We start from the raw sequence: 14846 nt of genomic DNA, 5'->3' as shown, positions 1-14846 counted from the left end.
GTGGCGGAGCGGCCGGTCGTTCCCGGACGCGCAAGGGTGGCAGGCCTGCGGGAACCGGGGCAGGGTGGTGTCCGTTGGAGCTATTGGGCAAAGGAATCGTCAAGCGGCGCTGCCCGCGCCGGATTGAGCAGGGAGTCCATCATGGGTGTCAGCCTCTCCAAAGGCGGCAATGTCTCGCTGACGAAGGAGGCCCCCGGACTGACGGCGGTCACCGTCGGCCTGGGCTGGGACGTGCGCACGACGACCGGCACCGACTTCGACCTGGACGCGAGTGCGCTGCTGGTCGACACGACCGGCAAGGTTGTCTCGGACAAGCACTTCATCTTCTTCAACAACCTCAAGAGCCCGGACGGTTCTGTCGAGCACACCGGCGACAACCTCACGGGTGAGGGCGAGGGCGACGACGAGGCCGTCAAGGTGAGCCTCGCGACCGTCCCTCCCGAGGTCGACAAGATCGTGTTCCCGGTCTCGATCTACGAGGGCGAGAGCCGTCAGCAGAGCTTCGGCCAGGTCCGCAACGCGTTCATCCGCGTGGTGAACCAGGCGGACAACAACGAACTGGCGCGTTACGACCTCACCGAGGACGCCTCCACCGAGACCGCGATGGTCTTCGGCGAGCTGTACCGCAACGGCGCGGAGTGGAAGTTCCGGGCCGTCGGCCAGGGCTACGCCTCCGGACTGCGCGGCATCGCGCAGGACTTCGGCGTCAACCTCTGACCTCGGCGTCAAACCTGCGGAAGGGCCGCGCGACGACTGTCGCGCGGCCCTTCCGTGTCTGCCTGCCGTGTCTGTCGTGTCCGCCGGCGGATTCCTACGCGGGCTGATCGGCGGGCGCGCTGACCGGCGCCGGACCGGAAGCCGCGAGCTGCGGCCGGGTGTGGCGGGCCGGGATGAAGGCCGCGATCAGCAGGGAGGTGAGGCCGGCCCCGCAGGCGATCGCGAAGGCGACCCGGAAACCGTTCAGCGAGGGCAGCGGCATGCTCCCGAACGGCTGCGTCATGTGGGCGAGCACGACTCCGATGACCGCGCTGGAGACCGAGGTGCCGATCGACCGCATCAGCGTGTTGAGTCCGTTGGCGGCCGCGGTCTCCGACAGCGGTACGGCGCCCATGATCAGCGCGGGCATGGCCGCGTAGGCGAGCGCGATGCCGCTGCCGATGACCGCCGAGACCAGGACGACCTCCCAGACCGTGTCCATCAGGAACAGGCCCATGGCGTAACCGGCGGCGACGACGGCCACACCCAGCATCAGCGAGGTCTTCGGGCCGCGGGCGGCCGAGATCCGGGCCGACAGCGGTGAGATCACGATCATCACCAGCCCGGCGGGGGCCAGGCACAGCCCGGCGGCGACCATCGACTGGCCGAGTCCGTAACCGGTCGCCTTGGGCAACTGCAGGAGCTGCGGAAGCACGATCGACATCGCGAAGAGGGCGAAGCCGACGAGGACCGACGCGAGGTTTGTGAGCAGCACCTGGGGGCGGGCGGTGGTCCGCAGATCCACCAGGGGCGCGGTGGTCCGCAGCTCGAAGGTGCCCCAGCCGAGCAGGATCAGTACGGCGGCGCCGAGCAGTCCGAGGGTGGTGCCGCTGCCCCAGCCCCAGTCGCCGCCCTTGGAAACGGCCAGCAGCAGGCAGACCAGCCCGGCGGAGAGCCCGATCGCACCGGTGAAGTCGAAGCGCGCGGGGGTGCGCACCTGCGACTCGGGGACCAGGAAGAAGATGAGCGCGGCGGCGGTGGCTCCGAGCCCGGCCGAGCAGAGGAACAGGGAGTGCCAGTCGAAGTGCTGGGCGATCGCCGCTGCACCGGGCATGCCGAGCGCTCCGCCGATGCCGAGCGAGGAGCTCATCAGCGCCATCGCGGAGCCCATCCGCTCCTTGGGCAGCTCGTCGCGCATGATGCTGATGCCGAGCGGGATGACGCCCATCGCGCCGCCCTGCAGGGCCCGGCCGATCACCATCGGGAGCAGCGAGGTGGCGAAGGCGCAGATCAGCGAGCCGACGATGAGCAGGCCGAGGCTGAACAGCAGGATCCGGCGCTTGCCGTACATGTCGCCGAGCCGGCCCATGACGGGGGTGGCGACCGCGCCGGCCAGCAGGGTCGCGGTGATCACCCACGAGGCGTCGGAGGCGGAGGAGTGCAGCAGTTCGGGGAGTTCCGGGATCAGCGGGACTACGAGGGTCTGCATCACCGCTACGACGATGCCCGCGAACGCGAGCACCACGACGATGGAGCCGCCCCGGTCGCGGGCCACTGGATCGGATATCTGGGGCACGTGTACCGCCTCCGGGTGAAGTTGTTGATGTGCACGATACACAGGATGTGTATCGTGCACATTGCGTACCTCATGGGTACGCTCGGCGCGCAGGACGCGGTGACATAGGAGGCAGTGTGCTGGAGCGACTCGAACGGGAGTTGACGCTTGTCGCCCGGCACCAGGTGATGGCTCGCCGGGACCAGGTGGGCGGGCGGCTGGAGAAGTCCGCCTATCTGCTGCTGACCAGGATCGACGTGGACGGCGCGATGTCCATCGGGCAGCTCGCGGAGGCGTTCGGCCTCGACACCTCGACGGTCAATCGGCAGACGGCCGCGCTGCTGCGGGCCGGGCTGGCGGAGCGCGTCGCGGATCCGGACGGCGGTCTGGCGCGGAAGTTGCGGATCACCGGTACGGGCAAGGACCGGCTGGCGGCCGACCGGGCATTCCATCTCGAAGGCCTGGGCCGGGTACTCGCGAAGTGGACGCCGCAGGAGATCGAGCAGTTCGAGGACGTACTCACCCGGTTCAACCGCAGCATCGAGGCGCTGGAGGGACGGGAATGGCCCCGCCCGGAATCGGGCGGGGCCGACGGCGCGTAACACCGGGATGGTGCTGTCGGCGCCCATCGCGTGAGGCGGGACCGGCGGCGCGTAAGGCTCCGCTGGGGCTGTCGCGTGAGGCGGGGCCGGCGCGCGTAACCCGTGAGGCCGGCCGGTCGGCGCGTTGCGCGGCTGTCTCAGGCGGCGAGCCGGACGGCGAGCGCCTTGGCCTTCGCGACCGCTTCCTCGTGGGCACGGGCGCGGGACGCGTCGGCCAGATCCCGGAGATCGGCCATCTCCGGCTTCACATGAGCGAGCGTCAGCTCGGGCACGATGAAGTCGACTTCGAGGCCGAGCATTCCGGTGAGGACCTTCTCCAGGTAGTTCGAGGCGAATTCGAAGCTCTCCCGCGGCGTGCCGGCGGCATACGAACCGCCACGGGCGGTCACGACGGTGACCGGGGTGCCGGCCACGGAGGATGCCTCGCCGGCGGTGCGGCCGATGATGATGACCTGGTCCAGCCACGCCTTGAGGCTGGAGGGGATCGTGAAGTTGTACATCGGGGTGCCGATCAGCACCGCGTCGGCCCGCTCCAGCTCCTCGGCGAGGGTCTCCCGCAGTGCGTGGGCGGCCCGCTGCTCAGGGGTGTGATCGGCCGCCGGAACGAAGGACGCGGTGATGGCGTCGGCGGTCAGATGGGGGAGCGGGTCGGCCGCGAGGTCGCGGTAGATCACGGTGCCGTCCGGGTGCTGGGCCTCCCATTCCTTGCGGAAGGTCGCGGCGACCTCGCGGGAGACGGAGCCCTCGTGGAAGGCGGAGGAGTCGATGTGCAGCAAGGTGGGCATGGGGATGCCTCCACTCTCGGAAAGACGGTGCGAACGCCGCGTTGCATGGCGCGTTCGCCCTTTCGTATGTAGCTATTGATAACACCGTAGCTTACTTTTCTGCAGTAGCAAGTGAGGCGGCAGTACGCTGTACCCATGCAACGGGGACAGCAGGCGCAGGCGGAGCACGGGACAGAGGCGTGTGCGGGCGTCGACATCGCGCTCACACGCGTCTTCGAGCTGCTGGGAAAACGGTGGACCGGGCTGATCGTGGCCGTTCTCACCCAGCGCGCGGCGTACTACGCCGACCTGCGGCGCTCCCTCCCCAAGATCAGCGAGCGCATGCTGTCGGACCGGCTGAGCGAGCTGGTCGACGCCGGGCTGGTCGTCCGTGAGGTCGCCGAAGGTCCGCCGCTGCGCGTGACCTACCGGCTCACCGAGGCCGGCCTCGGCCTCGGCCCGGCCCTCCACGAGCTGGGACAGTGGGCCGAGATGTATCTGCTGGGCGGCATCGACGCCGCGGACAGGACCGACGGGCCCTGCGCGGTCGTGCACTCCAGCCCCTCGCGGCCCCAGCAGCCCGAAATCTGCTGAACCGCTGAACCGCCGGTCCGAGCGTCAGACCCGACGTTCCAGCCGAGCGCCGATCAAACCCGACGTTCTAGCCGGGTAGCGGGAGTTCGAACCAGACGACCTTGCCGACCGCCTTGCGGCTCGTACCCCAGCGCCGCGACAGATGCGAGACGAGCGCGAGGCCGCGCCCCTCCTCGTCGTCCGCCTCGGCACGCCCCAACTGCGGCAGGTTGTGGTCGTCGTCGCTGACCTCGACCAGCAGCTTGCCGACGTGCATCAGCCGCAGCTGGACGTCGTGCGACGCCGCCCGCAGCGCATTGGTGACCAGCTCGCTGACCAGCAACTCGGTGACGTCCGTCAGCCGGTCGAGACCCCAGACGCCGAGCTGCCGCCGGGTGAGCTCACGGGCGGTGCGGACCTCCGATTTGTCGATGCGCAGCGTCCACTGGGCGACGTCCTTCGAGGCGATGCCCTCGAACCGGGCGACGAGCAGGGCGACATCGTCCCGCCGGTCATCGGAGTGCAGCCGGCTGAGGATCTGCGCGCACACGTCCTCCGGGGTCTGCTGCGGCTCGATGACATTGGCACACAGGGCGGCCAGCCCCGCGTCTATCCCCTGGCCGCGGACCTCGACCAGGCCGTCCGTGCACAGCACCAGCCAACTGCCGTCCGGCACCGGGATCTCGACGGTCTCGAACGGGACGCCGCCGACGCCGATCGGCGCGCCCTTGGGGATCTGTAGCAGCTCGCTGACCCCGTCGTGGCGGGCCAGCACGGGCGGGATGTGACCGGCGTTGGCGAGGGTCAGATTGCGGTGGATCGGGTCGTAGACCGCGTAGACGCAGGTGGCGAGGTGCTCGGGGCCCAGCCGGTGCGCGAGGTTGTCGAGATGCCGCAGCAGCTGCGCCGGCGGCAGATCGAGGGCGGCCATGGTGATGACGGAGGTGCGGAACTGGCCCATGACGGCGGCGCTGATCAGGCCGTGGCCCATCACATCGCCGACGATGAGCGCGACGCGGCCGCCCGGCAGCTGGATCGCGTCGAACCAGTCGCCGCCGACCTGCGCCTGGCGGTCGCCCGGCATGTAGTGGTGCGCGATGCGGACGCCGGGGATCTTGGGCGGGCGGGTCGGCATCATGCTGCGCTGGAGTGTCGCGGCGGCCCGGGACTCGAAGCGGTGCAGCCGGGCGTTGTCGAGGTGGACGGCGCCGCGGGTGACGATCTCGCCGGCGGTCGCGGCGTCCTTGGCGTCGAACGGGCGCCGGTTCGGCTGCCGCAGGAAGCACATCCGGCCGAGGACCGTACCGCGCGCGGTGAGCGGGACCACGACCATGGAACGGCCGGGCAGCAGCGGGCCGAGGGCCGGAACGCCCAGGTCGAGCGCGAGGTCCTGGGCGAGCGCCGGCTCGATGACGGGGACGAGCATCGGCTCGTTCAGGCGCGGGGTGATGTCGTCGGCGGAGAGGGTGATCAACTCGCCCTCCGGGACGGCGCTGTCCCAGACGCCGGGCGGCCCGTTCAGTGCGACGGCGACCCGGCGGAGCAGCACCGTGTCGGACGGCCGGTCGTCCTTCGGCGGCTCGGTGTCGGAGAACAGCTGGTCGACGATGAGGATCGCCGCGAAGTCCGCGAAGCGCGGGACGGTCACAGCGCACAACTCGCGTGCGGTGGTGTCGAGATCGAGGGTGCTGCCGACCTTGGTGCCGGTCTCGCGGAGTAACGCGAGCTGCTCGTCCAGCACATGGCCGGGAGCGGGCGCCGCGAAGACCGGTACGGGCGGGACGGCGATGAGGCCCTCGGCGCCGGTGCGTACTCCGGCGCTCCTGCCCGAAGCGGAGTTGCCGGCGGCCGTCGTGAGCGTCGCGTCGACGGACGCTCCGGTGCCCGAACGGGGCGCGGGGAGCAGTTCCCGGCGCTGGGTGCGGACCGTGCGCCGTGTCCCGCTGTCGGCCTCGTACTCCCTGGGCAGCACCGGGAGTTCTGTGCTGCCGTCCACCCGCAGGACGGGGTACCCCAGCGGTACGACCTGCCGCATGATCCGATCGAGGCGGCCGGCGCTCACCCGTGGCAGGACGATGCCGAGGCGGGCGGTCAGCTGCCGGGCGTGCGCCAGATCGGGGACGGGCGCGAGCTGGGCGGAGACCGAGATGCCCTCGCGGGCCTCGCGCGCCGGCTCCTCCGCGGAGTACGGCAGCAGGCGGTCGCCGAGGGCGATCCGCAGCGAACCGGTGCGCAGCGGTTTGGCGTTGGCGGCGATGGCCAGCAGGCTGCGGCCGCCGGGCTCCATGATCCGGTACGTCCACCACAGCACGTCCCGTACGGTGCCGTCCCGGTCGGTGGTGGCGAGCGAACCGGCCCAGGCGGGGTGGGTGAGGTCGTCCAGCAGATCGAGGGTGTCCTGGTGCGGAGCGCGGGAGGCGGTCAGCAGCCCGGAGGCACGATGGCCGAAAACGCCTTCCCAGCGGTGGCCGAAGAGCTCTTCGGAGCCGCGGTTCCAGTACGAGACGCGGCCGTCGGGGTCCACGCAGATGACGGCGAGCCGCAGGAGCGCGGCCACGCCGGTGGCGGCCAGCGGTGCTGCCGCGGAGCCGTTGTCGGCCGCGGTACCGGCCGTGGCATCGGTCGCACCAACCGTCGTACCACCGGTCGCGGTGCCGTTGCCATTGCCGTTTCCGGAGGCAGAGTCGACGGACACGTCCTTCTCCGTCTTCGCTTCCGCGCCGGTGACCGGACCCTTGGACGGGCCTTTGGCCAGATCGGCGGACTGGGAAAGCCGGGTCATCTCGTTCAACGTCGTGCACCTGCGGTTCGGCGCTGAGTAGGGTCCTGGCTCAAGGCAAGCATGAAACTTCGGGCGGGGTCGACCAAATGGCCAGATTGCCCCCAGTGGTGGGGTAAGTGGCATCGGTGCGTCCGTTCGCTGACGGGGAGAGCGCGATGAGCGAGTTGAGGGTGCCGCGGACCACGGGGTTCGCGCGATGGCCGCACGAGGCCACGGCGAGGACCGCGGGCAAGGCGCTGCGGGGCCGGGTGCCCAGGTCGGCACACGATCAGCTGCCGGCCGACGGTGACCGGCCGGGCCCGCTGGGGGCGCTGGAAGCGTCGAATTCAGGCCGGATCGAAGGGCTGATACCGCTGCGCGTCGGACGGATGGCGGCGAGCCCGTTCTCCTTCCTGCGCGGTTCCGCGGGGCTGATGGCGGCCGATCTCGTCGACACCCCGGTGACCGGCGTCGGCGCCCAGATCTGTGGTGACGCGCACGCCGCGAACTTCGGGCTCTACGGCGACGCCCGTGGCCGGCTGGTCATGGACATCAACGACTTCGACGAGACGCTGATCGGCCCGTGGGAGTGGGACGTCAAGCGGCTCGCGGCCTCGCTGGTGCTCGCCGGGCGGGAGGCCGGCGCGGCCGAGGACGTCTGCCGGTCGGCGGCGTACGACGCGGTCGGCGCGTACCGGCGCACCATGCGGCTGCTCGCCAAGCTGCCGGTGCTGGACGCGTGGAACGCCATCGCGCACGAGGAGCTCGTGGCGCACGCGGACGCGCGCGATCTGCTGGGCACGCTGGAACAGGTGTCGGCCAAGGCTCGGAAGAACACCAGCGCGAAGTTCGTCGCGCGGTCGACGGAGTTGCTGGCGGACGGCGGGCGGCGCTTCGTCGACGCGCTGCCCGTGCTGCGGCGGGTGCCGGACGCGGAGGCGGCGGCGGTCGCCGGGGCGCTGGACGGCTATCTGCGGACGGTGTCGGAGGACCGGCTGCCGCTGCTGGCGCGCTACGCGGTGCACGATGTGGCGTTCCGGGTGGTGGGGACCGGGAGCGTGGGGACCAGGTCGTACGTGGTGCTGCTCCTCGACCACCTGGGGGAGCCGCTGGTGCTCCAGGTGAAGGAGGCGCGGGCGTCGGCGCTGCGGCCGTACGTGGCGAAGGCCGGGTTCGACGTCACCGAGGCGGAGCTGGGGGCCGGGACGGGTGCTTCGTCAGGTCCTTTGTCCGGTGCTTCGTCCGGTGCTTCGTCCTCGCACGAGGGCCGGCGGGTGGTGCTCGGGCAGAAGCGGATGCAGGTGGTCAGCGACATCCTGCTGGGGTGGACGTCCGTGGAAGGGCTGCCCTACCAGGTGCGCCAGTTCCGGAACCGGAAGGGGAGCGTGGATCCGGCGTCGCTGGAGGCGGGGCTGATCGACGACTACGCGCGCATGACCGGGGCGCTGCTCGCGCGGGCGCACTCGCACAGCGCGGATCCGCGGCTGATCGCCGGGTACTGCGGGAAGAACGAGGAGCTGGACGCGGCGATCACGTCCTTCGCGGTGGCGTACGCGGACCGCACGGAGGCCGATCACGCGGAGCTGCTCGGCGCGATCAGGACGGGGAAGATCGCGGCGGAGCTCGGAATATAGGTCGATTCCGACCCAAACCAAGATTCTTTGCGGGCCCGAAACGGGTGTGGGGCCCGGCGGTACGGCTCCGGGGCCCGGCCGCGGTGCCGGGCCCCGGGACGCGGGGCCATCGGAATCCGTACGCTGTGCGGGTGACGAACCCGGAAGCGGAACAGGTGGATCAGCGGGCCTCCCAGCGGTTGGCGAAGGCGGTGCGCGCCGCTGAGCAGGCACTCATCGAGTTCGAGATCGCGGTGGAGACCTTCCGGGTCGAGGTGGACAACTTCTCCCGGCTGCATCACCAGCGGCTCGGCCCGATGTATGCCCGGCTGGACGAGCTGGACGCCCTGATCGCCGAAGCGGTGGCGGCGAACAGCGGCGACCGCAAGGACATCGAGCGGGCATGGGAGGCCCGCGCCCTCGTCATGCCCATGCCTGGCATAGAGGAGCTCTTCGAGGGGATGCTCGGCCAGGACGGTGTCCGGCCGGTCGAGGACCCCAATCCTCCGCGTCGGGTGCGGCCGGGCAAGGAGGCGCAGCGGCTCTACCGCGAGCTGGCCCGCAAGGCGCACCCAGACCTGGCGCAGGACGAGGCGGAGAAGGAGCGGCGCAGCGTCTTCATCGCGCGGGTCAACGAGGCCTACGCGGACGCCGACGAGGACCGGCTGCGCGAGCTGGCGGCCGAGTGGGAGGCCGGGCCGGTGCTCGAGGAGGAGCTCCCGACCGAGGCGGAGGTGCTCTACGCCCGGCTGGAGTGGCTGGCCGAACGCAAGGAGGCGCTGTCCGTGATCGCCACGGATCTGGACAACAGCGCGATCGGGCAGATGATGAAACTCTCCCCCGACGATCCCGACGGTCTGCTGAACGAGATCGCCGAGCAGCTGTTGGAGCAGGTCGGGGCGCGGGAGGAACGGCTCGCGGAGCTGGTCCGCCCCGCCGAGGGCTGAGGTACTTTTCTCAGGTCCGCTGATGTGTGTTGTGCGCGCTGAGCCCGTGCTGAGCCCGTGTTGAGCCCGTTGTGCCGAGGAGGCCATCCCCCATGTTCAACTCCCAGCTGCCCGCGATCGACGCCGCCGGCGTTCCGGCCGACGGACTCCTGCTGGACGTCCGGGAGAACGACGAGTGGGCGGCCGGGCACGCGCAGCACGCCGTCCACATCCCCATGGGTGAGATCGTGAGCCGGATCGCCGAGGTGCCGGACGGTGGCACGGTGCATGTGGTCTGCCGGGTCGGCGGACGTTCGGCGCAGGTCGCCCAGTACCTGATCGCCCAGGGCGTCGACGCGGTGAACGTGGACGGCGGGATGCTCGGCTGGGAAGCGGCCGGGCGGCCGCTGGTGTCGGACGGCGACGGCCCGGCCTTCGTGCTGTAGCTCGGCTCAGCCGAGGGGGTGGGCGGCGATCAGGTCGCCCAGGACCTCCTCGTGGGCGGCGGCGGGGCCGAGCGACAGCTCCAGCTGCTTGGCCCATGCGTGGTAGCGGTGCAGTGCGTAGTCGGTGTCCGCGCCGAAGCCGCCGTGCAGATGCTGCGCGGTCTGGACGACCCGCCGTACGCCCTCCGACGCCCAGATCTTCGCGACCGCGACATCCCCGGTGAAGGGCAGCGCGCCGGGTGTGTCGATGCTCAGCCGCCAGGCGGCCTGCCAGAGGGTGGCCTCCATCGCCCGCAGGTCGATGTAGCGGTCGGCGGACTGCACCGCGACCGCCTGGAAGGTCGCGATGGGGTGTCCGAACTGCTCACGCTTGCTCGCGTAGGCGCTGGTCATGCCGAGGACCGCCTCGCCGAGACCGAGTGCCAGCGCGCAGGTGCCGGTGGCGAGCAGGTTGCGCAGCCACTCCCAGGCGCCGTCCGCGGTGATGACGTCATCGGCCGGGATCCGTACGCCGTCGAACGTGATCTCGGCGAACCGTTCCCCGCTGGTGGACACCTGCTCGGCGAGCGCGACCCCCTCATGGAGCCGGGGGACCACCGCGATGACCGGCCGGCCCTCGGCGGTGTGGGCCGGCACCAGGATGTGATCGGCCTGCTGGGCCCACGGGACGGCCGTCTGCACGCCGTCGAGCAGCCACTGGCTCCCGTCCTGCCCCGCCTCCTGGCTCCGGTGATGTGCCTGGACGGCGAGTTCGGCCCCGTCGTGGCCGGTGCGCCCGTTGGCGGCGACGGTGAGGACGAGCCCGCCGCTGCCCGCAGCCGGGAGCAGCCGGGCGCGCAGCGCCTCTGAGCCGTAGGTCTGCACGGCGAGCCCGGCGGCGTAGGTCTCCAGCAGCGGAACGCGGGCGAGCACCTTGCCGGCCTCGCGCAGCACGAGGCAGAGCGCGATCGGGTCGAGGCCGGCGCCACCGTACGTCTCGGCCAGCGCGAGGCTCAGCAGATCGCTCTCCGCGAGCTTGCCCCACAGGGCGCGGTCGAAGTCCTCGGCGACGGGTCCATGGGTCAGCGCGGGGCTGGGGACCGAATCCGGCGCGACTCCCGAGAACACGGCCCGCGCCGCCTCGACCGCCGCCAGTTGCTCCTCGGTGAAGCTGAAGTCCACTGCTAGCCCCTCCCACCGTTACGGTCACCTGACAGTGCGTCAGGTTAGAACACGTTCTAGAGAGAGGGAATAGCGAGGGGATGCCGCTTCGGGTGAATACCGCTTCGAGTGAATACCGCTACGCGTCGAAGTCCAGCTCCACCCGGTCGGTGAGCGGATGCGACTGGCAGGCCAGCACATACCCCGCCTCCGTCTCGTCCGGCTCCAGCGCGAAGTTGCGGTCCATCCGCACCTCGCCCGAGACCAGCCGGGCCCGGCAGGTCCCGCACACCCCGCCCTTGCAGGCGTACGGGGCGTCCGAGCGGTTGCGCAGCACCGTGTCCAGGACGGATTCACCGCCCTCGGACGGCCAGCTCCCGCCGCGCCCGTCGAGCGTCGCGGCGACCACGCTGCCGACCGGGGCCGGGGTCCGGGCGGGGTCGGTCACCGGGGTGTCGTCCACATGGAAGATCTCCTGGTGGATCCGGGACCGGTCCACTCCGAGGCCGCGCAGCGCCCTCTCGGCCCCGGTCACCAGCCCGAAGGGACCGCACAGGTACCAGCCGTCCACCGTCTCCACCGACAGCAGCGCGGGCAGCAGGGCGGTCAGCCGCTCCTGATCCAGCCGGCCGGACGGCAGACCGGCCTGCTGGTCCTCGCGGGACAGCACGTTCACCAGTTGGAGCCGGTCCGGGTAGCGGTCCTTGAGGTCGGCGATCTCCTCCAGGAACATCGAGGAAGCGGCGGTCCGGTCGCTGCGCACCAGGCAGAAGCGGGCCGCCGGCTCCCGTCCGAGGACGGTGGCGATGTGCGACAGCACCGGTGTGATGCCGCTGCCGCCGACCACGGCCGCGAAGTAGCCGGGGCGCGGATCGAGGATGAACCGGCCCATCGGCGGCATGACATCCACCAGGTCGCCGACCGCCAGCTCCTTGTGGGCGTACACCGAGAACTCGCCGTCCTCGACCAGTCGCACGCCGACCCGCAGGCTCTCCGGCCCCGCGGGGCCGGGGGCCGGGTCGCAGACCGAGTACGTCCGCCGGATCTCGGAGCCGTCCACGAACCGGCGCACCGCGATGTGCTGTCCAGCCGAGAAGCGGTACGTCTCGCGGAGGGGGGCCGGCACGTCGAAGGTCACGGTCACCGAATCGTCCGTGAGCCGCTCGATCCCGGTGACCCGGAGCGGATGGAACATTCACAACTCCTTGAAGTGGTCGAACGGTTCGCGGCAGCTCTCGCAACGGCGCAGGGACTTGCACGCGGTGGAGGAGAACCGGCTCAGGACGGTGGTGTCCACCGAGCCGCAGTGCGGGCAGCGCACCGACAGTTCGAGCGGAACCGGGCCGCCGCTGCCTACCGGGCGCGGCGGCGCTATGCCGTGCTCCGCGAGCTTGCGGCGCCCCTCGGCGCTGATCGCGTCGGTCGACCAGGCCGGCGACAGCACCGTACGGACGGACACCTCGGCCATTCCGTGCTCGCGCAGGACCTGGGTGATGTCGGTGACCATCGTGTCGATGGCCGGGCAGCCGGTGTACGTCGGCGTCAGTTGCACCTCGACCCGGCGGGGGCCGATGAGCTGGAGGCCGCGCAGCACGCCCAGCTCGGCGAGGGTGAGCACCGGCAGCTCCGGGTCCGGGACGGACCCCGCGAGCCGCAGCAGCTCCGCCTCCAGCACGCCGGAAGGCGTCCCCGCGGCTGTCGCGGTGGCCGGACCGCCGGCCACCCCGCCGCCGGTCACCATGTCGCCGGTCACCATGTCGCACCCGGGTGGGCTCGGTGCAGGTGCTGCATCTCCGCGAGCATCCGGCCGAACGACTCGGTGTGGATGCCCTGCCGGCCGGCGCCCGCCGACCAGGCGGTCACGTCAGGGCCTTCCGGCATGGTCAGCGTGGCCTGCCGGACAACGGCGGAGACACGCTCCAGCCAGGGCTCGCGCAGCGCGCCGAGGTCGGTCTCCAGCCCCTCCACGGGCTGGAACAGCTCGCCGGTGTACCGCCACAGGGCGTCCAGGCCGCGCTGCATGCGCTCATGGCTCTCGGCCGTGCCGTCGCCGAGCCGCAGCGTCCACTGCCGGGCGTGGTCATGGTGGTAGGCGACCTCCTTCACCGCCTTCGCGGCCAGCGGCGCCAGCTCGCTGTCGCCCTGAGCCAGCTCCGCATAGAGCAGCTCCTGGTACGTCGAGAAGTACAGCTGGCGGGCGATGGTGTGGGCGAAGTCGCCGTTGGGCTGCTCGACGAGCTGGACGTTGCGGAAGGCGCGTTCCTCCCGGCCGAAGGCCAGCTCGTCCTCGTCGCCGACGAGGGAGAGCAGCACCCGGGCCTGGCCCAGCAGGTCCAGCGCGATGTTGGCGAGCGCGACATCCTCTTCGAGGACCGGCGCGTGTCCGGCCCACTCCCCCAGCCGCTGGGCGAGCACCAGGGCGTCGTCACCGAGGGGCAGCGCGGTGCTGACGAGTACCGGGTTCACAGGTGCCGCACCCCTTCCGGGATCTTGTAGAAGGTCGGGTGCCGGTACGGCTTGTCCCCCGCCGGCTCGAAGAACGAGTCCTTCTCGTCCGGCGACGAGGCGGTGATCTGCGTGGACGGCACCACCCATATGGACACGCCTTCCGCGCGCCGGGTGTAGAGGTCGCGCGCGTTGCGCAGCGCCATCTCCGCGTCGGGCGCATGGAGGCTGCCCGCGTGGCTGTGGCTCAGCCCCCGCCGGCTGCGGACGAAGACCTCCCACAGCGGCCAGTCAGTGGCAGTCATCAGCGCACCTCTCCGTGCTCGGTTCCCTGCTTGGCCGCGTATGCCGTGGCCGCTTCCCTGACCCAGGCGCCCTGCTCATGGGCGGTGCGGCGCTGGGTTATGCGTTGTTCGTTGCACGGCCCGTTGCCGCGCAGCACCTCGTGGAACTCGGTCCAGTCGATCGCCCCGAAGTCATGGGCGCCCCGCTCCTCGTTCCACCGCAGTGCGGGGTCGGGGAGGGTGAGCCCGAGGACCTCGGCCTGCGGGACACAGATGTCGACGAAGCGCTGCCGCAGCTCGTCGTTGGAGTGCCGCTTGATCTTCCAGGCCATGGACTGCTCGGAGTGCCCCGACTCGGTGTCCGGCGGGCCGAACATCATCAGCGACGGCCACCACCAGCGGTCCACCGCGTCCTGCGCCATGGCGTGCTGCGCTTCGGTGCCCTGGCTGAGAGCGAGCAGCAGCTCGTACCCCTGCCGCTGGTGGAAGGACTCCTCCTTGCAGATCCGCACCATCGCCCGTGCGTACGGCCCGTACGAGCAGCGGCACAGCGGCACCTGGTTGGTGATCGCGGCGCCGTCCACGAGCCAGCCGACCGCTCCGACATCGGCCCAGGTCAACGTGGGGTAGTTGAAGATCGAGGAGTATCGCTGGCGGCCGGCGTGCAGCTTGTCGAGCAGCTCGTCACGGCCGACTCCGAGGGTTTCGGCGGCGCTGTAGAGGTACAGCCCGTGCCCGGCCTCGTCCTGCACCTTGGCCATCAGGATCGCCTTGCGGCGCAGTGAGGGCGCGCGGCTTATCCAGTTGGCCTCGGGCTGCATTCCGATGATCTCGGAATGCGCGTGTTGCGCCATTTGGCGGATAAGCGTCGCGCGGTACGCGTCAGGCATCCAGTCACGCGGCTCGATCCGAGAGTCTTCGGCAAGTGCTGACTCGAAGGCGGCGAGAAGACCGGCCTGCGGTGCCGCCTCCTCGACCGTGGCTGCCGTGGTCATGTGTGCCCCCTACGTTGTCCGGCTCAACCGACCGACCGATCGTTCG

General features: G+C 71.0%; 15 protein-coding genes. 6 read left to right on the top strand and 9 right to left on the bottom strand.

Annotated features, from left to right (window positions below; translation table 11 throughout):
- Positions 1 to 141 precede the first annotated feature (141 nt).
- Entirely contained in the window at positions 142 to 717 is a 576-nt protein-coding gene (locus AC07DC_RS08050; protein WP_138351212.1) for a TerD family protein, read from the top strand.
- A gap of 94 nt (positions 718 to 811) precedes the next feature.
- Here the strand turns inward: AC07DC_RS08050 and AC07DC_RS08045 are convergent, their stop codons facing one another.
- Positions 812 to 2272 carry an MFS transporter gene (locus AC07DC_RS08045; protein WP_478913026.1) on the bottom strand — a complete coding sequence of 487 codons (1461 nt, stop codon included), beginning with the start codon at positions 2270 to 2272 and terminating at the stop codon, positions 812 to 814.
- Between the two features lie 167 nt (positions 2273 to 2439).
- Between AC07DC_RS08045 and AC07DC_RS08040 the strand changes: the two genes are divergently transcribed.
- Entirely contained in the window at positions 2440 to 2853 is a 414-nt protein-coding gene (locus AC07DC_RS08040) for a MarR family winged helix-turn-helix transcriptional regulator (RefSeq protein WP_478914065.1), read from the top strand.
- Between the two features lie 137 nt (positions 2854 to 2990).
- Here the strand turns inward: AC07DC_RS08040 and AC07DC_RS08035 are convergent, their stop codons facing one another.
- Entirely contained in the window at positions 2991 to 3638 is a 648-nt protein-coding gene (locus AC07DC_RS08035) for an FMN-dependent NADH-azoreductase (RefSeq protein WP_478913024.1), read from the bottom strand.
- A 135-nt stretch (positions 3639 to 3773) separates the two neighbouring features.
- Between AC07DC_RS08035 and AC07DC_RS08030 the strand changes: the two genes are divergently transcribed.
- Positions 3774 to 4211: a winged helix-turn-helix transcriptional regulator gene (locus tag AC07DC_RS08030; protein ID WP_478913022.1), complete on the top strand. Its 438-nt coding sequence runs from the start codon at positions 3774 to 3776 to the stop codon at positions 4209 to 4211.
- 67 nt (positions 4212 to 4278) lie between these two features.
- Here AC07DC_RS08030 and AC07DC_RS08025 read toward each other — a convergent pair whose 3' ends face one another.
- Positions 4279 to 6972 (bottom strand): SpoIIE family protein phosphatase, encoded by a 2694-nt coding sequence (locus AC07DC_RS08025; protein ID WP_478913020.1) that lies wholly within the window; start codon positions 6970 to 6972, stop codon positions 4279 to 4281.
- A gap of 155 nt (positions 6973 to 7127) precedes the next feature.
- Between AC07DC_RS08025 and AC07DC_RS08020 the strand changes: the two genes are divergently transcribed.
- The 3 genes from AC07DC_RS08020 (at position 7128) to AC07DC_RS08010 (ending at position 9936) form a co-directional block, all read left to right on the top strand.
- Positions 7128 to 8585, top strand: coding sequence for a DUF2252 domain-containing protein (locus tag AC07DC_RS08020; protein WP_478913018.1), 1458 nt, complete (start codon positions 7128 to 7130; stop codon positions 8583 to 8585).
- Positions 8586 to 8710: 125 nt separating this feature from the next.
- Entirely contained in the window at positions 8711 to 9511 is an 801-nt protein-coding gene (locus AC07DC_RS08015) for a hypothetical protein (RefSeq protein ID WP_478913016.1), read from the top strand.
- A gap of 92 nt (positions 9512 to 9603) precedes the next feature.
- Complete coding sequence (locus AC07DC_RS08010; protein ID WP_478913014.1) at positions 9604 to 9936, top strand: rhodanese-like domain-containing protein; 333 nt, start codon at positions 9604 to 9606, stop codon at positions 9934 to 9936.
- Positions 9937 to 9942: 6 nt separating this feature from the next.
- Here AC07DC_RS08010 and AC07DC_RS08005 read toward each other — a convergent pair whose 3' ends face one another.
- The 6 genes from AC07DC_RS08005 to paaA form a co-directional block, all read right to left on the bottom strand.
- Positions 9943 to 11097 (bottom strand): acyl-CoA dehydrogenase family protein, encoded by a 1155-nt coding sequence (locus tag AC07DC_RS08005; protein ID WP_478913012.1) that lies wholly within the window; start codon positions 11095 to 11097, stop codon positions 9943 to 9945.
- A 118-nt stretch (positions 11098 to 11215) separates the two neighbouring features.
- A complete protein-coding gene (locus tag AC07DC_RS08000; protein WP_478913010.1) occupies positions 11216 to 12271 on the bottom strand; it encodes a 2Fe-2S iron-sulfur cluster-binding protein in 1056 nt (351 codons plus the stop codon).
- A complete protein-coding gene (gene paaD, locus AC07DC_RS07995) occupies positions 12272 to 12832 on the bottom strand; it encodes a 1,2-phenylacetyl-CoA epoxidase subunit PaaD (RefSeq protein WP_478913008.1) in 561 nt (186 codons plus the stop codon).
- Entirely contained in the window at positions 12826 to 13542 is a 717-nt protein-coding gene (gene paaC, locus AC07DC_RS07990) for a 1,2-phenylacetyl-CoA epoxidase subunit PaaC (RefSeq protein WP_478913006.1), read from the bottom strand. Before paaC ends, paaD begins: the two co-directional genes overlap by 7 nt.
- Positions 13539 to 13826, bottom strand: coding sequence for a 1,2-phenylacetyl-CoA epoxidase subunit PaaB (paaB, locus tag AC07DC_RS07985; RefSeq protein ID WP_277439169.1), 288 nt, complete (start codon positions 13824 to 13826; stop codon positions 13539 to 13541). Before paaB ends, paaC begins: the two co-directional genes overlap by 4 nt.
- Positions 13826 to 14800 (bottom strand): 1,2-phenylacetyl-CoA epoxidase subunit PaaA, encoded by a 975-nt coding sequence (gene paaA, locus AC07DC_RS07980; protein WP_478913004.1) that lies wholly within the window; start codon positions 14798 to 14800, stop codon positions 13826 to 13828. The genes paaB and paaA overlap by 1 nt, the downstream gene beginning before the upstream one ends.
- Positions 14801 to 14846 lie beyond the last annotated feature (46 nt).

The sequence above is a fragment of the Streptomyces sp. NPDC045021 genome, from assembly GCF_056432645.1.
Note: the sequence above shows the minus strand (reverse complement) of the source record. Positions and strands in the feature narration are given on the sequence as shown.